This window comes from Actinokineospora sp. NBRC 105648 (assembly GCF_030269645.1).
In the GTDB taxonomy this organism is placed as follows: Bacteria; Actinomycetota; Actinomycetes; order Mycobacteriales; family Pseudonocardiaceae; genus Actinokineospora.
In genome coordinates, this window is sequence record NZ_BSTR01000009.1 from 159,038 (window position 1) to 176,654 (window position 17,617).

A 17,617-nucleotide genomic window follows, 5' to 3' on the forward strand; every position below is an offset into this window, starting at 1 on the left:
CTCGGTTTCGTTACCGGCTGCGATTGCGGGCGAGTCGATGCCGAGACTCGTCCCACAGCTAGTCATGATCACGGTCGTGCGATGATCCCGGTTCGGATCGATAGCGTGGGAGACGACACCGTGCGACTGCCGGACCCGGAGCGTTCGGCGGCTGTCCTGATCGGGACCACCGCCTACTGCCACCCGGACTTGGTTGACCTGCCCGCGGTAGCGGCCAACCTCCGAGACCTGCGCTCCGCGCTCATCCACCCGGTCCACGGTAGTTACCGCCCAGACCGCGTGACCGTCCTCGAAGACCCAGACTCCGCGCGAACCATCTACCGGGTCCTGCGCAGGCAGACCGCTGAGGACACCCTGCTGGTCTACTTCGCGGGGCACGGCCTGGTCGGGGCGACGGCCGGTGACCTCCACCTGGCCCTCGCCGAAACCGACCCGGACGAACTGCGCGTTAGCGCGCTCCCATTCGACGTCGTCCGCGAGGCCCTGCGCGACAGCCCAGCCACCACCCGCGCTCTGATCCTCGATTGTTGTTTCAGCGGACGCGTCACCACCGCGACCATGGGCACCGGCCAGACCGAGATCGAAGGCGCCTACACCCTGGCCTCCGCCCCTGCCAACGCCCTCTCACTCGCCCCACCCGGCGCGACCCACACCGCGTTCACAGGCACGCTGATCGATCTGCTCACCACCGGGATCCCCCACGGTCCTGAACTGCTGACCCTCGGCACCATCTACCCGCGACTGCGCGCCGCCGCCCTGGCTCGCGGCTACCCGGTTCCGACCCGCCAGGGCACCGGTACCGCCGACCAGTTAGCCATCGCCCGCAACCCTGCTTGGGGCATCCCCATCCCCAGCGAACCATTACCGACCTCCGCGACCGCCCCACGGAGATACATCGGAATGATTCCCACGGTCGTCGTCAGAATATCCGTAGCCTTGCTCCTCATCGTCGGGATAGGCGGAGTCGCACTGGCCATCAAGTTCAATGCACTCGACGACCTCCTCAATGGCGACCGCACAGCCCACTCGACCACGCCCACATCCGCCAGCCAAACCCCTCGCACCACTACCTCGACTACCGACCCACCCGCGACCGCCACGACGACATCCACCACACGAGCACCTGACGACCCCAAGTCGCAACCGGTCAGGATCTACAACAACAGTACGATCGACGGCCTCGAAACCCAGGCCGCCGACGACCTTGCCCACTCCGGCTGGACCATCAGCGTCACAGGCAACTACACCGGCGGCAAGATTCCCACAAGCACCGCCTACTACCAGGCAGACAACCCGGCTGAGAAGGCCGCCGCCAAGAATATTGCGGCCCACTTCGGCCTCAGGGTTGAGGAACGTTGGGAAGGAATCGCCGACAGTGGGCCAGGGGTGATTGTCATCGTCACCAACGATTACCACAGTCCCTAGCGGACCTTGAGCATGGTTGGGTGACACGCCAGATAATCGTGGTGTGGGTCGTGACGCTGTGCTGTCGAACCTAAGAGTGCTCGACAAAAGTCCGGTGGACCTTTGACTACGACGGCGGCATCAGCCCAGACGACGAACCTATCCTCATCGACGCTCCACTGGGGTATGGACTCCGGGCGCACACGCTGTCACCGGAACCTACGTCGAGGGAGCCACGGGAAACATCGCGGTCGGCTCCTGCCTGGCTTGGATGGCCAGCGCCTGCGTCGTTGACGGGACACAATGATCGAGTGAGCGATGACTGGGAACTGCGCTGGGCATCGGGAGCCCGGCGGTTGTACGTCGCCGAGATCGTGCGGCAGGCGAGTTACGCCTTGACCGCAGTGCAACAGGCTCTCACTCGCAGTCGGGATCCGCGGCGGCGTTCCGAGGCTTGGCCTGCGATCCAGTCGTTCCTCACTGCGTCCGCCATCATCAGCAAGCTGTTGTGGCCCGTCAGGGCCGATGGAACCGATCCCCAAGTCTGGTTGGCGTCGCTTCCGCGCCGACCGGCTGCGGACCGAGCTGATGATCAGCAACACCTCGGCCCTCCGGGACAGGAAGGTCCGGGACTCCGCCGATCACTTTGACGAACGCATCGACGACTTTGTCCGCGATCAGTGCCTCCCGCAGTCGTGGACAGACCTTGCCGAGGAGGAGTTCACGCAACACCCGGCTCCGTTCCGCGCGATCAACCCTGACACAGGTGAGGTACTCGCAGGCCATGACCGAATGGCCCTGACGCCCATCGTCACGGAGTTGAACGCGGTTTTGCGCAGGTGCGAAACCATCGAGCCCGGATCAACCAGCGAACCCGACGTAGTCATGCTGCTGGCCACGTTGAGGTGGCCGCCGCTGCCCTCCTTATTCGCGCCCACCGGGCGATCGGACGAACTGGTCGCTGCCGGGGCCAGTGTAACCGCGACCGGCCCCGAGAGCCTGGAAGAGCTGATCACGCTGGTTGTCGATCAGCTCCGAGCACCCGGACTCGAACCGACCACCCGACGCCGAGGGATACGTGATGTCGAGCCGGGCCAGCCCCGTCCGGGCGCGTGCGAATGAGTCGATGCACGGAGCTGGCGGAAGCTCTGGACTGACTTCTCGCTAATGCCGGGATTGCCCGATTTCGGACTACTAACTGATAGAGCCGCCGCTCAGGTGGCATCAGCACACATGAGCAGCAAAATTAATTCCACAGGGCGGGCGCACATCGATCATCAAATCCGCCTCATCTCTTCCGGTCCGCTATTCGCGCCAACGCAAGCAGTCGCTGGGGCTCCGAAACGCCAGCTCGTGCAGGTAAGATCGACAACCTCGGCCGCGTGCTGCGACCGGAAGTGCTCGACTTCTCAGTCCACGTCAGGTGGCGCTGGCGGCTCATCTCGGCGACCGGATCGGGCCCCGCCGACCACGAGGTCTGATTGGAGGAGTCGGCGCCGGCCATCGTCTGGCAGATTGTCCAGGTGCTTATCTAGCTTCTTGCCGCCGAGGGACTCGTCAGAAGTTTAGTCAGCTAGATAGCCAGATTTCGAATGCCATATCTCCGATATGAAAGAAACGGTATGAGTCGTCGTCGCGACCCTCAAGGTACGGACCACCGACGAACTGCCGTGGCTAGTCCAACTCGATGCGGGCTGAGTAACGTCGATCGCCAGTCAATCGCGTACGATCCGGGATCAGGTGCGGGTGTGGTCGAGCGATATCAGCGGTGCACGGTATGGCTGGTGAACAGGTCGTGGTGTCGATGCAGCGTCTCGTTCATAAGGATGCGCTGCGTGTGTTGACCGCTGCGGATGCCGCCGCTGGCGTCGAGTTGGCGGCCGCGGCCGAGACGTTGTTGTCCCTGCTCGACCCCGACGGGGTCCAGGCGGGCAAGTACGCGGGCATGCGTGTGCGCGACAACCAGGGCGTGGTCATCGGCGACGGTAACCAGGTGCGCAACGAGTTCTACCAACACCTGCACCCCGCGACGATGCTGGCCGCGGCGGCGCAGGTCGAGGTGATCACCGGCACGGCGACCGACGCGGTGTTCACCGGACGCGACACCCCGGTCCAGGCGTTGCTGGCCGTGCTCGACCCCGCGACCGCGGGTGGTCCTCGTCGAGCGGGACCGGTTGTCCCACCGGCGTTTGCGGCAGGCTTGCCTGGAGCAGCGTGACCTCGGTGTGGGTCAGGGTGAGGCGGTGGTGGTCTCGGCCGGGATGGGTGGGGTCGGCAAGACCGCCCTCGCGCGACACTGCGCCGCCCACGCCCGCGGCCCGGGGATGGTTCCCCGGCGCGGTGTTGTGGGTCGACATGCTCGGCTACTCGCCCACCCCGGTCGAGGTCGACGCGGTGTACTCGCCCCTGCTGCGCCGCTTCGGGCTCACCGGGGAGCAGTCCCGCCCGAGGCCGCCGACGCCCACACCGTCTACCACCAGGTCCTGGCCCAACGCACGGCCGCGGGGCGACGGGTGCTGCTGGTGGTGGACAACGCCTCGACCGGTGCCCAGGTCCGGCCGCTGCTGCCCGCCCCCGGCGGCAGACACGCGGTGATCGTGACCGTGCGCGACACCCTCGACCTGCCTGCCAGGCCCTGCCCCTCGACGCCCTCGACGAACCGGGCTCGATCGAGTTGCCCGTCAAAGACCTGCACGCCCTGGCGCCCGGGGACCAGCGCCTGACGCGGCGTCGAGTACTGAGATCCCAAGGACATCCAGATCCTCGAGGACTGTGTTCTCTGGGGTGCACCGTTGAAGTTCACCTCGATCATCTAACTCCCACCTGGCCACGCCCAGAGATGTCGACCTCAAATGGTCGTCGCGGCGCATGACCAGCATCGTCGACTCTGCCTGCGGCGTGCCTGGTCGTGAGCCAGATAGTCATCGCAGCGAAAGTGTGGGCGCCTCAGTGATCACTCGGTCGCATAAGGGCCTACTCGATCTTCGCGAGCCGGATCAGCCAGTGTTCGGAGAAGTAGCCCGGGTTGTCTTCCGCTTCGAAGATGTCTGAGTCGAGTTGGTACTCTCGTTGAATCCGCGACCTCCAGGCTCGGATGGCATACCGGCCTGGATCAATGTCGATCGCAATGTCGTCAGGACTTCCGGGGATACCGCCGAGGAGCAATTTTCCTGTTTCGCAGGTAAGTTGGCCCTCGAACACGTCTGATTCGCGCTGGCCGTCATTGGGGAGTCTCTGCCAGTGTTCGAGCCGGACATGCGGACGAGCGAGGTCCCCTTGTGTGGTAAAGATGCCTCCACCGGGGCCGGTCACGGCTATTTTTTCAGACGCGATACTCGGTAGGTGGTCGTACGACAGGCTCGACCAGACATCGAAGAGCAGGAACTGATTGAAGTCCGACGGGGGATGGTGTTCGATGAAAGCGAGGGGTTGGACATCCTCCGACATAGGTTCTCCGTACGTGACGCGGTGCGGGTAGGCGGAGACAGCCTATCCCGTTACCCGCACCGCGGCGCGCCGTACGCTAGTTGTAAGCGGTCACGTAGTAGTCGTCACCGTCGAGGATGTGATCTTCGGCAACGAACAGGCTCAGGCGGCTGCCTACCTTCTGGTTGTGAGAACTCAGCACGGGGCGGACCGCGTAGGTACGCAGCATGCCCTCGGTGACCGTGAACGATCCCTCGTAGGTCGTGGCGAAAGGGAATTCGTCGCAGTCGTTGGTCAGCCCATCGGGGCGCTGTGTGTAGTTTGCTCCCCAGTGCGCCTTGCACGCCGCGACAGACTTGTTACGATTGGCGGTGCGCAAATTCGCATCGTAGAAGAGGCGCTGGATCGGTTCTGTCTTCCCGATCTTGCCCGGGATGTATTTTCCGGTGTTGCCCGGGTACGTACTCCCGATATTGTTGTGAGCATCGTAGATGAACCGGGCAGACTCGGCGATCTCGGCGTCGGCGGTGTTCAGCTTGAGCCAACCGGTCGCGGCATGGAAGACGCAGTCGCTACTCTTGGCATAGTTCGGGTTTTGTGAGCGTGCTATGTCGCATCGGAACGGTGCTGTCACGACGCCGGTCTGGGAGTAGTGGTCATACGGCCCCGGGCCGCCGTAGGTGAACACGTAGGTGCGGATCGCGTAAAATGTCCGCTTCTCCGCGTTGATTTGAACCGGTTCCGAAGCGCTCGGAGGATCTTCGCCTGAGGTCGTGATGGTAGAGGTTTGCGAGTCGGCAGCTTGCCAAGCCGAGATGGACTTCGACCAGCCAGAGCCCGGTACGCTACACTTGGCCGTTGACCCGGTGGTGATTACCTTGCTGCACTGGAATTCGACCCCGATGTCCATGTTGACGTTGACGGTGCCGGTGAAGGTCCAGTCCCAGAACCGCGTCGTCAGGGTGAACTGGCGTGCGTTCCAGTTCATATTCCAGGTCATTGCCCACTTGGCTACGGCTCGTCCCGTCGGCAAGCAGCCCGACGCCGAGCAGTTGAAGTGGTCGACGACAATGAACTCTGAATGGCAGGCGGCGAACCGGTTCTTGTACAAGACGGGCCCGGAAAATCCGCCGAGGTAGCGGTCCACGCACTCCTGTGGTGAGATCGGATCACCGGGCGTTGCCAGCGGAGTTGCAGCGCTCGTGGCGTACCTGCCGGAATCTACCTCGTAGACCTGCTGCGGCGGGTTCACCAGTTCAGGCAGCGGTGGAAGGCCGTCGCCTGTTCGGCGTTGCGCTGACCGGGCGGGCGGCAGGCTTGGGATCGCGGCCAATGAGTCCGTTGTCATGGGGAGTGATCTCACGACCTGGTAGTTCGCTTGACCGCTTGCCTGTGCTTGCGGCAAAGCGGCAAATGTCGAGATGGCCGTAGCCGCGACGCAGAGCGAGATCGTGCGCACGGCCCAGCGCCTTCTGTTGATTTTCATTTTCCCCTCAGAATGTTCGCGCGTCACCCGGCTGAGTGCACGCACGATTCACACTAAGGGTCGTGATCATTTTACACACTAGGGCGAATCGGTATAAATAGTTCACAGGTCATTACATTGAGTGGCCGCTCACCGCCGAAGGGGTGTGTCCACCACCACGTGATTGCGCTAGACGCGCTGCATCGCGCCGACGGAGGCCGGTCTACACCTATGAGAACCAACGCCTATTGGTAAGTGACCCCGGCCACTGCTTCAAGGCCACCCGTGACTGTGGCCACGCCACACACTCCGACGCGTCCGGGACGAGGCGTGGCCCTGTCCGGCGCATGCCTCGGCCACAGCACACTCAACTGCGTGACCCTGCCAGAAGTGGACTTGTCCGATGCCATCCTGACCGGCGCGGACTTGACTGGGGCGGATCTGACCGGCGCCAAACATGCTAATGCCAAACATGCCAATACCGTGATTGGGGGAGCGATCAGCGATTCCACCCAAAAGGGCGTGTGGTGGTGACCATCAGACATTCGTCCACCTCGGCCGCCCTCTCGGTCTGCGGATGCCCGGACCCAGTTGGCCGATTCGATGCTGGCCCGCGCCTGTTATGCGCTGTCACCGCGTGAGATCGGGAAGGGGACCGCGTACGTCCCATTTCAGCAGTGTCTTGCCGGTGGCGCGGTAGTGGGTCTGCTTGGCGCGTTTGCGGGTTTCGTAGTCGTCTCGGTCGTGGATCCCCCAGACCTCGAGGTAGGTCTCGGGGGTGGTGTCGAGCAGGACGAAGTCGGGGAACACCGCCCCGCTGTCGTAGTGCAGGGGCTTGAGGAAGGTGCGGCCCGCCGCGGTGAGTGCGTCGGCCGTGCGCGCCTCGTGGCCGATGGTCTCGCAATGGCCGATCATCGTGTCAGCTCCGCCAGCGGCACCACATCGGCCTGGCGGCGCAGAGCGGCGGCCCGCTCGGCGACGGAGGTCACCAGCGGCCGTCGAGGTGGTGAGCGACGTGTGTGGTCAGCGCATCGCGCCATGGGCCAACGCGGCCGCGGCGGCGTCGAGATCACGGTCGATCTGTCGCGCCACCGCCTCGACGCGCCGGGCGCTGTCGAGTTCGCCGAGGATGCGGACGCTGTTGTCGCGCGCGTGAGCCAGCTCCGAGCGCACGGTCGCCAATCTGGTCACCGGCACCAGCGTGGACAACCACCGCATCTGCTCCGCCTGCCCGGCGACATCCACTACGCGCGCCCCCCGCTGCCCTCGTACTGCGGACCGCCCGATGCTCGGCCTGAAGCTCCCGGATGATCGAAGGGTGCCAGAGCGACGTGGGCGAACGACAGACGTCGAACGTTGCCAGCACCGTTTGCCCACACTGTCGATGTCCCGTGTCCGAGTCGAGCCCGGGCGACGGGGCGGCAACCGGGCCACAGTGTTCAGGTCCCTGCTGACATCCGGTGGCTCTGAACAACCGTGACGCTCCGTGTCTTGAGTCGCCGACGCGAGCACCCCCGGCGGGGCTCGGCCTCAACACCGCGGAGGTGTCCACCCGGTTCGAATGTGAGCATGCACGCCATCTGGGCGGTGCTCGGCTCCGTGGCCGCACGCCGCCTCAGCCGCCCCGGTAGACGGCGTGAACTGATGCGGATACGACATCACGAGAGGCGGTCCTACCCCGCATCACCTTTCACCCATAAAAGGACCGAAGAGTGAGGCAAAGATCACACTTCGCCGAGGTTGAGTCCCCGGGCCTCGGCGGCGGCGCGATCGGACGCCGTGGCCCGGGTGTAGCGGTCGAGCATGTCCCTGCGAGACCAGCCCGCGATGGCCATGGCGCCGCCCTCGCTGCCGCCTGCGGCAAGCCAGCGGGTGTCCCAGGTGCCGCGTGCGGTGGGGGTGGAAGCCCTTGATCCCGGCGCGCTCCGCCCGCAGTTTCAGGGCGTGGTACATGGCGTCATAGGTGAACCCGCGGTTGCGGCGCCGAGCCACAGGGCGGGACGGCCGGCAAGGCGGTGCTGGCGACGCACCCCCAGGTAGCGGTCCACGGCGCGGCAGGCTTGTGGTCCCAACGGCACGCGGCGGCCCTTGCCCCTTGCCGGGCTCCACGACCGTGACGCCCTCACGCAGGTCGACTTGATCCAGTTGCATGCCGATCAACTCTGACGCCCCGGACGCCGGTCTCCAGCATGACCCGCACGATCGCCTCGTCGCGCCGATCCCGGTAGCCCGGTCCCTGGCAGGCCCGAACGAGGGCCTGCAACTCGTCGTCGGTGAGCGGGTTGATGACCTTGTCGTCGAGCTTGGGCTGCTTGAGGCCGAGCAGTTCGTCGCGGGGTGTCTCGCCCTCATCGGCCAGCCAGGCGGAGAACCGGCGCAGGGCCAGGTGGCGGGTGCGCGCAGTGGCAGGTTCGACGTCGGCTTCCTTGATCAAGTACACGATCCAGGCCCCGACGGTGGGCCGATCCACTGCAGGAAGCGTGCCGGTGCTCGCGCACCAGGTGAGGAACTGGGCCAAGCCGGTCCCGTAGCTCGTCAGCGTCTCCGCGCCCTTGCGCTCGGCGCGCAGATGCAGCAGCCACGACTCTCCGAGCGCGGCAAGGTTCTTGTGCGCGGCGAGGCGCACGAGCTCGACAGGGTCCCTGGTGGAGGTATCTCGACTAGGACCGCTGTACTTGTCCAGTGTCGGCCGCCCGACCGGCGTTTCCGCAGGTCGGACGGCCGACACTGGGGCCTTGCTATTCCAGGTAATCCCGCAGCACCTGCGAGCGCGACGGGTGGCGCAGCTTCGACATCGTCTTCGACTCGATCTGGCGGATCCGCTCGCGGGTGACCCCGTAGACCTGGCCGATCTCGTCCAGGGTGCGCGGCTGGCCGTCGGTGAGGCCGAAGCGCAGGCGGACCACGCCCGCCTCGCGCTCGGACAGGGTGGCCAGCACCGACTGGAGCTGGTCCTGCAGCAGCGTGAACGACACCGCGTCCACGGCCACCACGGCCTCGGAGTCCTCGATGAAGTCGCCGAGCTGGCTGTCGCCCTCGTCACCGATGGTCTGGTCGAGCGAGATGGGCTCCCGGGCGTACTGCTGGATCTCCAGCACCTTCTCCGGGGTGATGTCCATCTCCTTGGCCAGCTCCTCCGGCGTGGGCTCGCGGCCCAGGTCCTGGAGCAGCTCGCGCTGGATGCGGCCGAGCTTGTTGATGACCTCGACCATGTGCACCGGGATGCGGATGGTGCGCGCCTGGTCGGCCATCGCGCGGGTGATCGCCTGGCGGATCCACCACGTCGCGTAGGTGGAGAACTTGTAGCCCTTGGTGTAGTCGAACTTCTCCACCGCGCGGATCAGGCCCAGGTTGCCCTCCTGGATCAGGTCCAGGAACGCCATGCCGCGGCCGGTGTAGCGCTTGGCCAGCGAGACCACCAACCGCAGGTTCGCCTCGAGCAGGTGGTTCTTGGCCCGCTCGCCGTCGCGCACGATCCAGCGCAGGTCGCGGCGCATCTGCGGCTGCAGCTTCTCGTTCTCGTCCTCGGACTTGCGCACCCGCTCGGCGGCGTAGAGGCCCGCCTCGATCCGCTTGGCGAGCTCGACCTCCTCCTCCGCGTTGAGCAGGGCGACCTTGCCGATCTGCTTGAGGTAGGCGCGGACCGAGTCGGCCGAGGCGGTGAGCTCGGCGTCCTTGCGCGCCTGGCGCAGGGCCTCGGACTCCTCCTCGTCCCAGACGAAGTCGCCGTCCTTGCCCGACTCCTTGGGGTCCTTCTCCTCGGGCTCCTCGACCGGCTCCTCCACCGGCTCGACCTCGACCTCCTCGAGATCGGACAGGTCGGGGTTCTCCGGGTCCTCGAGCTCCTCGCCCTCGGGGCCCTCGCCCGCCTTCTTCGGCCCGGCGGCCTTGGCCCCGGCGGCCTTCTTCGGGGCGCGCGCGGCGGGCTTGGCGCCTGGCGCGCGCTTCGCCGTCGTCTTGGGAGCGCCGTTCAGCTCTTCGTCCTCGGCGCTCTTGGTCGTCTTGGCGGCGCTCGCCGACGCCGTCGAGCGTCGGGTTGCGGTTCGTGCGGCTGCCACGTACGCCCTTTCACAACTGTCCATCACGGCGACGCCCGGGAGGTGCAAACGCCTGGTCGCCGCCGGAGTTCGGGGGAGTGCCCTGAGGCTCGTTCCGCCGCGGGCTGCGTTCCATTGTAGCGACGTACGGCGTGTCCCCGGGAAACGCCAAGGCCGAAAAGTCCTCCGGCCGGTCTTTCCCCAGGGCCACGCCCGGAAATCAGCTGTTCTCGGCGGCCTGTTGCGCGGCCACGGCAGCACCGACGATACCCGCGTCGTTGCGCAGCTCGGCGGCCACGACCGTGGTCCGCACCTCGAGCAGCGGCAGCCACTTGTCGGCCTTCTTGCTCACCCCGCCACCGGCGATGATCAGGTCCGGCCAGATCAGGTTCTCCAGGCCGCGGATGTAGCGGCTGACCCGCTTGGCCCACTCCGACCAGGACAGGTCGTGCTCCTCCTTGACCGAGGCGGCCGCGCGGGTCTCCGCGTCGTGGCCGTCGATCTCCAGGTGGCCGAACTCGGTGTTCGGCACGAGCTTGCCGTCGAGGAACAGCGCGCTGCCGATGCCGGTGCCGAAGGTCAGCAGCACCACCACGCCGTCCTGGTCGTCCGGCCTGCCGTACTTGACCTCGGCGATGCCCGCGGCGTCGGCGTCGTTGAGCACGACCACCTCACCGTCCCGGCGACCGAGCCGCTTGGCGAACAGGGCGGCCGCGTCGGTGTCGATCCAGGCCTTGTCGATGTTGGCGGCCGAGTGCGCGACGCCCTTCTTGATCACCGCGGGCAGGGTGACGCCGACCGGGCCGGTCCAGCCGAACCGCTCGACGATCTCGGCCACCACCTCGGCGACCGCCTCCGGTGTCGAGGGCACCGGGGTGGGGATCCGGACCCGGTCCCCGACCAGGGCCCCCGCCACCAGGTCGACCTCGCACCCCTTGATGCCAGAACCGCCGATGTCCACTCCGAAGCCGCGGGCTGCACCCATCCCCGGGTCCTCTCGTATTCGATTCAGTAGCGTCCGCGCAGACATTAGCCGCCGCCGCTGACTTGTGGTCGGATAGCCGCGTGGGCAGCACAGAGCAGCACCTCGCGGAGATCGCGCTGACCGTGGCCGCCGAGGCGGCCGACCTGGCCAGGACGACCCGCGGGAGCGCGATCCGCGACGTCGGCACCAAGAGCACCAGCACGGACGTGGTCACCGCCGCCGACCACGCCGCCGAGCAGCTGATCCGGGACCGGCTGGCCGCGCTGCGCCCCGGCGACGCCGTGCTCGGCGAGGAGGCAGGCGGCGCCGCGGGCAGCGGGGTCACCTGGGTCGTCGACCCGATCGACGGCACCGTCAACTACCTCTACGGCTACCCCTGGTACGCCGTCTCGGTCGCCGCCCAGGTCAACGGCGCGTCAGTCGCCGGGGCGGTCGTCGAGCCCGCGTCCGGCAGGCGGTGGACGGCCGCCCGCGGCCACGGCTCCTGGCTGGACGGCGAGCGCCTGCGGGTGTCCGCCCCCGCGGGCCTGGACGTGGCGCTGCTGGCCACCGGGTTCGCCTACGCCCCCGAGCGCCGCCGTGCCCAGGCGGCCGCGGTGGCGCGGCTGCTGGGGCGGGTGCGCGACATCCGCCGCTCCGGGTCGGCCGCGCTGGACCTGTGCGCCGTCGCGGCGGGCTGGGTGGACGCCTACTGCGAGCGCGGGCTCTCCCGCTGGGACTGGGCCGCGGGCGCGTTGATCGCCCAGGAGGCGGGCGCGGTGGTCGACCTGCCCGGGGCGGCGCCGGAGCTGGGCGCGGACGCGGTGTTCGCCGCCGCCCCGGAGATCGCGGGGCCGCTGCGCGCTGCCCTGGTGGACGCGGGGATGGGCGAGTTCTAGCGACGGCGGGCGGAGAGCTGACCGACAGCCCTAGCAGCGGCCGGACCGGGCCGCGGTGATCAGTGCGCCGTCGACCGGTGCGGCGGGCGAGCCCTCGGTTTGTAAGCCGCCCTGGTCGCCGGGGTTGGACTGGGCCCACTCGGCGAGCTGCTCGAGCACCTGCCGGGTGGCCGCCGACGGCTGCAGGTGGTCGAACTTCTGGCCCAGGGCCAGGTCGACGGTGGCGTCCTGGCGCTCGTCGCGGATCAGCTCGGCGCACGGCTCCACCAGGCTCATCGTCCTGGCCACGCCGATGCCCTGCTGGCCGAACCGGATCTGGGCCCGGCAGCTCAGCGTGCCCTTGGGGTAGAGCGTGTCGTTGTCCGGCGCGCCGACCTGGGTGAAGCCCAGGTCGCGCAGCTCCTCGGTGACCGCGCCCGCCTGCCGGTTCTGCCCGCTGGCGTTGACCACCCGCACCAGGGCGCCCGCGGCGGGCGCGGGCGGGGTGCGGTCGAGGCTGTCGGCGGGCAGCGCCTGCCCGAGCGTGGGGGCGGGCTGGCCCTCCACCGCCACCGCGGCGGGCGGCGCGGAGCACGAGATCGCCTTGCTCGCGCCCGAGTCCGTGTTGATCACGCGCAGCCACACGACCGTGGCGGCCAGTCCGAGCACGGCGATGAGGATGATCGCCGGGAGCGGTCGTCGTCTGCGGTACCGCTGGGGTTTGGGCCCCCCGGTCACATTTCCGGTCGCCACGCGCGGACCCTCCCTACGGACCTCATCGGTCCACCCCCGTGGACACCTGGGCCGGGGTGTCGCCCCGGCTCGGCTGTCGTCGCTGCTCAGCCTATTCGTTTCGGAGTGGACCGCGGTATGCGGGCCAGGCGTGTCCCGAGTGTGCGCGGATCGCCGGGAGCGACGGGGTCGTGGCGGAAAGTCACTCCACTGGGCATCGCACCACGCCTGCCCGCGCGGGGCAAGCAGGATCCCCCGCCGCGCGACCCACCACCCTGCACGGACCGGTCCGAACACCCCCGCACGGGTGAGGCTGTGCACGGCCCCGTCCGGCATGGGCTACCCTCTGCCCGCTCCAGTCGCCGGACACACCCAGCGGAATCGATTCCGACGGGCCTGCGGACTGCGAGACCGCCGTCACTCGGATGGCGGGCACAAACCGGGGCGCTGGAACGTTGACCAGCGGCACGACCCACATCCTGAAGGACCGCAGGGGTGAAGAAGATGGCGACCGACTACGACGCACCACGGCGCAGCGAGGCCGACGACCTGGCCGAGGACTCCCTCGAGGAGCTCAAGGCCCGGCGCAACGAGAACCAGTCCGGGGTTGTCGACGTCGACGAGACCGACACGGCGGAGAGCTTCGAGCTCCCCGGCGCGGACCTGTCCGCGCTCTCGGGCGAGGACCTCACCGTGCGCGTGGTGCCCAAGCAAGCTGACGAGTTCACCTGCTCCAAGTGCTTCCTGGTGCACCACCGCAGCAGGCTGGCAGAGGACAACGGGGGCGTCTTCGTCTGCCGCGACTGCTCTTGACGGGTTCCCCGGGCCGGGTCAGGCGGCCGGGGGAGTTCGACGATCGGGACAGCCGGGTGGCCCAGCCGGGCACCCGGCTGTTGCTGTGCCTGCGACCGGTCCGGGCTCCCGGCTGAGCCGGTGGCTAGTGACCGGCTGCCTGGTGGCCGGTGGCCTGGCGACCGGCCGCGCCCGCGGTGATCGCCGCCACCAGCTCCGCCGGGTGGCGGGTGCTCAGGACCCAGTACGGCGTCGGGTCGGCCGGGTCGACCACCTGCACGCGCACCAGCGGCCCGACCCAGCCGCGGTGCAGCAGGAACGCGGCCGGGTCCAGGTTCGGGCCGAGCACCCGGCGCTTGTCCTTCGGGTCGAACGCGCTCACCTCGCCCGCGAACTCCAGCGGCAGGTGCGCGTCGGCGACCCACAGCTCACCGTCGACGACCCGCACCGGGGTGCGGCCCGCCCGCCAGAGCAGCAGCGCGGTCAACGGGATGATCAGCGCGTAGGGCAGCCAGGCGCGCACGCCCGGGTAGCCCATGTGGATCTCCGCGGCGAGCAGCCCGGCGGCCAGCAGCGGCAGTGGCCACCAGTACCAGGTCACGTGCAGCCGCTCGGCGTACCGCGCGGCAGCCGGGTAGCCGTGGTCGGACGCGGTGCCCGCGCCCGTGCCTGAGGTGTCGGTCACGGGCCCAGGGTAGTCTCGCCGCTCGTGCCCAGCGTCGAGGTCCTGCTCACCCGGATGGACCCGGGTGTCCCGGTGCCGTCCTACGCCCGTCCGGGTGATGCCGGACTGGACCTGGTCACCACCGCGGACGTGGTCATCGCCCCCGGCGAGCGGGTGCTGGTCGGCACCGGCGTCGCGATCGCGCTGCCCGAGGGCCACGCCGGGTTCGTGCACCCCCGGTCCGGGCTCGCCGCCCGGCTGGGGCTGGGCGTGGTCAACGCCCCTGGCACCATCGACGCGGGCTACCGCGGCGAGATCAAAGTCTGTTTGATCAACCACGACCCGCGCGAGTCCATCGCGCTGCGCCGGGGCGACCGGATCGCGCAGCTGGTGGTGCAGCGGGTCGAGCACGTGGTTTTCCACGAGGTGGCCGAGCTGGGGTGGTCCCAGCGCGGCACAGGCGGGCACGGGTCGACCGGTGGGCACGAGGTGCTCAGCGGTTCGGCGGGGTCGGGACACAACACGGAGGACTAGTGGCACTGTTCGGGCGACGCAGGCGCGAGGGCGAGGAGCCGGTGGCCGACACCGGTCGCACCGCCGACGGCGTTGACGACCTCGACGGGGACGACGAGGACGACTACCCGACGCCGGTCCAGGCGCCGGAGGGTCCCTACGACGAGGCCGACGCCCCCGACGACGACTTCCCGCGGCTGGACCTCGGCTCGGTCCGGATCCCGGTGCCCGACGGCGCCCAGCTCCAGGTGGAGATGGACCCGGCGGGCCCGGTGCGCGCGGTGCACGTGCTGACCCCGGTCGGCCAGGTGACCCTCAACGCCTACGCCGCGCCCCGCTCCGGGGGCCTGTGGCGGGAGGTGTGCGGCGAGCTCGCCGAGCAGCTGCGCGGCGACGGCGCCGCCGTGCGCAGCCACGCGGGTGAGTGGGGCCAGGAGCTCGGTGCCGCGCTGGGCGAGGTGTCGCTGCGGTTCGTCGGCGTCGACGGCCCGCGGTGGATGCTGCGCGGCGTGGTGGCGGGCCCCCCGGAGCTGGCCGACACCAGCGCGCAGGCGCTGCGCGAGCTGGTCCGCAACACCGTCGTCGTGCGCGGCGACCAGCCGATGCCGGTCCGCACGCCGCTGCAGATCGACCTGCCCAAGGCGATCGCCGACCACATCGCCGAGCAGGCCGAGCAACAGCAGTAGCGGGCGGGTTCAGGAGTCCCGGGCGCGCAGCCAGCCGAGCACGGCGGCGCGCCCGAGGGCCGCCGGGTCGACGCCGACGATCTCCAGCCGGGTCGTGCACAGCCGCCCCGCGGGCAGCGCCCCGGCCCACTGCCGGGCGACCTGCAGCGGGTGCACCGGGTCGTCCGGGCAGCCCGCCACGCCCGCGGGCACGTCGAGCACGGCCAAGTCGTCCAGGGTCGGCGCCGGGTACTCGGCCGCCACCTCCAGCGAGTCGGCGAGGCCCTCGCCGTAGCCGGTCCACGCACGCGTGAGTTCCGCGGCCAGCCAGGCGGGCACGTCCGCCACGGCCGAGGCCAGCGCCGCCGCCGTGCCCCGGGCGCGCACATCGGCGGCGCTGAACCGCGCGGCGAGGGCGGCGGGCGCGTCCCCGGGCTCACCGCACCAACCCGGCAGCGCGAGCAGCAGGCCCGCGCACCGGCCGGGGTTGCGGACCGCCCACGCGGCGCCCAGGTGGGCGCCCAGCGAGACCCCGCCCACGAGCACCGGCGCGGCCCGCGCCGCGGCGTCCAGCGCGGCCAGGTGAGCGGCGATCAGCCCTGGTCCGGGCACCGGGGAGGGGGTCAGCAGGGGGATCCCGACGGCCGCCAGCGGCGCCTCGAACACCGCCCGCGCGAACACCTCGTCTGACCCGGTACCGGGCAGCAGGACGGCCGTGGGCGGCTGGGTCACACTCACGCCCCGATCCTTGTCCACCCGGCACCTAGCACGGTTACGCTGATTGTGCACGGGTCGGAGTCGGGGCCGGCCCCCACCACAGGAGACGACTGCGCATGGGCACCAAGGGGGACGGTTATTGGCACCGTCTCGTCAAGCGGCTCACCACCGACGTGGACGAGCTCGACGCAGACGACCTGTCCTCGCACGCCCGGGAGCAGGGAGCGCAGCGCGCCTGTGACTGCCGGTCCGGCGAGGAGGTGACCGTCTTCGGGCGGTTACGCAGCGTGGAGCTGTGCCCGAGGGACGCCGCGGCGACCCTGGAGGCGGAGTTGTTCGACGGGACCGAGGGCGTGACACTAGTGTGGCTCGGGCGCCGACGGATCCCGGGCATCGAGCCCGGTCGGACCGTCAAGGCCCAGGGCCGGATCGCGGTCAGGGACGGGCGCAAGGTGCTCTACAACCCGTACTACGAGCTGCAGCAGACGGCTCCATGACGAAACCGGTGCCATGACCCAACCGGCCGCGCAGGTCAACTCCCCGGGCGAGCCCGACGGCGAGGACCCGAAGACCGACCAGGACACCACCACACCGGCGGACAAACCCGAGCCCACGCTGCTCGAGCAGATGGGCGGCGTCAGCGGCCTGGTCTACTCGTCGGTGCCGGTCGTGGTGTTCGTGCTCGCCAACGCCTTCTTCGGCCTCAAGGTCGGCATCTGGAGCGCGGTCGGCAGCGCGGTGGCGATCACCGTGCTGCGGGTGGTCCGCAAGGAGCCGCTGCAGCCGGCCATCTCCGGCTTCTTCGGCGTGGCCATCGCGGCGTTCATCGCCAACCAGACCGGCTCGGCGAAGGGCTTCTTCCTCTTCGGCATCTGGACGAGCCTGATCTACGGCGGCGTCTTCGCGGTGTCGATCCTGCTCCGCTGGCCGCTGGTCGGCGTGGTGTGGTCGGCGCTCAACGGGCACGGCCAGGCCTGGCGCCAGGACAAGCGCTCGCGGGCCGCCTACGACCTGGCGACGCTGACCTTCGTGCTGGTCTTCGCCGCCCGCTTCATCGTGCAGAAGTGGCTCTACGACGAGGACCTCACCGGTTGGCTGGCGTTCGCCCGGCTGGCCATGGGCTACCCGCTGTTCGCCATCGCCCTCGCGGTCACCGTGTGGGCGGTGCGCCGGGCGCAGGCCCGCCAGAACGACCTGGAGTCCGCGGCCGAGGCCGAGGAGACCGACGACGCGGCGGTCGAGGCCGCCCTGCGCCGCAAGTACGGCGAGACCGGCTGAGCGCGGAGCACGACCGGAGACCACCACCCGAGGCGGGCGGTGGTCTCCGGCGCGTGTGCGCCAACTGTCATCCCGGGGACAT

Annotated in this window: 21 protein-coding genes; 10 read left to right on the forward strand and 11 right to left on the reverse strand. The window is 69.0% G+C overall.

The genetic code is table 11. The annotated features are described in order from the left end of the window. Positions 1-81: 81 nt before the first annotated feature. The 3 genes from QSK30_RS11645 (at position 82) to QSK30_RS11655 (ending at position 3,622) form a co-directional block, all read left to right on the forward strand. Positions 82-1,425: a caspase, EACC1-associated type gene (locus QSK30_RS11645; RefSeq protein WP_285502130.1), complete on the forward strand. Its 1,344-nt coding sequence runs from the start codon at positions 82-84 to the stop codon at positions 1,423-1,425. 504 nt (positions 1,426-1,929) lie between these two features. Beyond that, positions 1,930-2,526: a hypothetical protein gene (locus tag QSK30_RS11650; protein WP_285502132.1), complete on the forward strand. Its 597-nt coding sequence runs from the start codon at positions 1,930-1,932 to the stop codon at positions 2,524-2,526. Positions 2,527-3,244: 718 nt separating this feature from the next. Further along, positions 3,245-3,622, forward strand: coding sequence for a hypothetical protein (locus tag QSK30_RS11655; protein WP_285502134.1), 378 nt, complete (start codon positions 3,245-3,247; stop codon positions 3,620-3,622). A 252-nt stretch (positions 3,623-3,874) separates the two neighbouring features. Here the strand turns inward: QSK30_RS11655 and QSK30_RS11660 are convergent, their stop codons facing one another. The 3 genes from QSK30_RS11660 to QSK30_RS11670 form a co-directional block, all read right to left on the reverse strand. Further along, positions 3,875-4,159 carry a hypothetical protein gene (locus QSK30_RS11660; protein WP_285502136.1) on the reverse strand — a complete coding sequence of 95 codons (285 nt, stop codon included), beginning with the start codon at positions 4,157-4,159 and terminating at the stop codon, positions 3,875-3,877. A gap of 218 nt (positions 4,160-4,377) precedes the next feature. After that, positions 4,378-4,851, reverse strand: a complete 474-nt coding sequence (locus QSK30_RS11665) for a hypothetical protein (protein WP_285502138.1) — start codon at positions 4,849-4,851, stop codon at positions 4,378-4,380. 76 nt (positions 4,852-4,927) lie between these two features. Continuing rightward, positions 4,928-6,343 (reverse strand): NucA/NucB deoxyribonuclease domain-containing protein, encoded by a 1,416-nt coding sequence (locus tag QSK30_RS11670; protein WP_285502140.1) that lies wholly within the window; start codon positions 6,341-6,343, stop codon positions 4,928-4,930. A gap of 282 nt (positions 6,344-6,625) precedes the next feature. Here QSK30_RS11670 and QSK30_RS11675 point away from each other — a divergent pair, with 282 nt between their 5' ends. Continuing rightward, positions 6,626-6,829 (forward strand): pentapeptide repeat-containing protein, encoded by a 204-nt coding sequence (locus QSK30_RS11675; protein WP_502871823.1) that lies wholly within the window; start codon positions 6,626-6,628, stop codon positions 6,827-6,829. A 96-nt stretch (positions 6,830-6,925) separates the two neighbouring features. On the opposite strand, the gene QSK30_RS11680 is transcribed toward QSK30_RS11675, so the two are convergent. The 5 genes from QSK30_RS11680 to ppgK all read right to left on the reverse strand — a co-directional run bounded on the left by QSK30_RS11680 (position 6,926) and on the right by ppgK (position 11,317). Continuing rightward, on the reverse strand, positions 6,926-7,210 hold the full coding sequence (locus QSK30_RS11680; protein WP_285502143.1) for a DUF1173 family protein: 285 nt from the start codon (positions 7,208-7,210) through the stop codon (positions 6,926-6,928). Positions 7,211-7,318: 108 nt separating this feature from the next. Beyond that, on the reverse strand, positions 7,319-7,486 hold the full coding sequence (locus QSK30_RS11685; protein WP_285502145.1) for a hypothetical protein: 168 nt from the start codon (positions 7,484-7,486) through the stop codon (positions 7,319-7,321). A gap of 931 nt (positions 7,487-8,417) precedes the next feature. Beyond that, positions 8,418-8,921, reverse strand: coding sequence for a tyrosine-type recombinase/integrase (locus QSK30_RS11690; RefSeq protein WP_285502147.1), 504 nt, complete (start codon positions 8,919-8,921; stop codon positions 8,418-8,420). Positions 8,922-9,033: 112 nt separating this feature from the next. After that, complete coding sequence (locus QSK30_RS11695) at positions 9,034-10,353, reverse strand: RNA polymerase sigma factor (RefSeq protein WP_285502149.1); 1,320 nt, start codon at positions 10,351-10,353, stop codon at positions 9,034-9,036. A 199-nt stretch (positions 10,354-10,552) separates the two neighbouring features. Continuing rightward, positions 10,553-11,317, reverse strand: coding sequence for a polyphosphate--glucose phosphotransferase (ppgK, locus tag QSK30_RS11700; RefSeq protein ID WP_285502151.1), 765 nt, complete (start codon positions 11,315-11,317; stop codon positions 10,553-10,555). Between the two features lie 80 nt (positions 11,318-11,397). Here ppgK and QSK30_RS11705 point away from each other — a divergent pair, with 80 nt between their 5' ends. Beyond that, a complete protein-coding gene (locus tag QSK30_RS11705) occupies positions 11,398-12,195 on the forward strand; it encodes an inositol monophosphatase family protein (RefSeq protein ID WP_285502153.1) in 798 nt (265 codons plus the stop codon). A gap of 30 nt (positions 12,196-12,225) precedes the next feature. Here QSK30_RS11705 and cei read toward each other — a convergent pair whose 3' ends face one another. Next, positions 12,226-12,927, reverse strand: a complete 702-nt coding sequence (gene cei, locus QSK30_RS11710; RefSeq protein ID WP_285502154.1) for an envelope integrity protein Cei — start codon at positions 12,925-12,927, stop codon at positions 12,226-12,228. A gap of 483 nt (positions 12,928-13,410) precedes the next feature. Here cei and QSK30_RS11715 point away from each other — a divergent pair, with 483 nt between their 5' ends. Then, complete coding sequence (locus QSK30_RS11715) at positions 13,411-13,719, forward strand: DUF4193 domain-containing protein (RefSeq protein WP_285502236.1); 309 nt, start codon at positions 13,411-13,413, stop codon at positions 13,717-13,719. Between the two features lie 124 nt (positions 13,720-13,843). On the opposite strand, the gene QSK30_RS11720 is transcribed toward QSK30_RS11715, so the two are convergent. Further along, positions 13,844-14,383, reverse strand: a complete 540-nt coding sequence (locus QSK30_RS11720) for a DUF3093 domain-containing protein (protein WP_285502155.1) — start codon at positions 14,381-14,383, stop codon at positions 13,844-13,846. A gap of 24 nt (positions 14,384-14,407) precedes the next feature. Here QSK30_RS11720 and dut point away from each other — a divergent pair, with 24 nt between their 5' ends. Both dut and QSK30_RS11730 read left to right on the forward strand, forming a co-directional pair. Continuing rightward, positions 14,408-14,896, forward strand: a complete 489-nt coding sequence (dut, locus tag QSK30_RS11725) for a dUTP diphosphatase (protein WP_285502157.1) — start codon at positions 14,408-14,410, stop codon at positions 14,894-14,896. After that, the gene (locus tag QSK30_RS11730) at positions 14,896-15,561 is read left to right on the forward strand and encodes a DUF3710 domain-containing protein (RefSeq protein ID WP_285502159.1); all 666 of its coding nucleotides are present in this window, start codon (positions 14,896-14,898) and stop codon (positions 15,559-15,561) included. Before dut ends, QSK30_RS11730 begins: the two co-directional genes overlap by 1 nt. Positions 15,562-15,570: 9 nt before the next feature. Here the strand turns inward: QSK30_RS11730 and QSK30_RS11735 are convergent, their stop codons facing one another. Further along, a complete protein-coding gene (locus QSK30_RS11735) occupies positions 15,571-16,278 on the reverse strand; it encodes an alpha/beta fold hydrolase (RefSeq protein ID WP_285502160.1) in 708 nt (235 codons plus the stop codon). 95 nt (positions 16,279-16,373) lie between these two features. Here QSK30_RS11735 and QSK30_RS11740 point away from each other — a divergent pair, with 95 nt between their 5' ends. Next, a complete protein-coding gene (locus tag QSK30_RS11740; protein WP_285502162.1) occupies positions 16,374-16,754 on the forward strand; it encodes an OB-fold nucleic acid binding domain-containing protein in 381 nt (126 codons plus the stop codon). A 13-nt stretch (positions 16,755-16,767) separates the two neighbouring features. After that, positions 16,768-17,535 carry a DUF3159 domain-containing protein gene (locus tag QSK30_RS11745; protein WP_502871824.1) on the forward strand — a complete coding sequence of 256 codons (768 nt, stop codon included), beginning with the start codon at positions 16,768-16,770 and terminating at the stop codon, positions 17,533-17,535. The last annotated feature ends 82 nt before the right edge of the window (positions 17,536-17,617 follow it).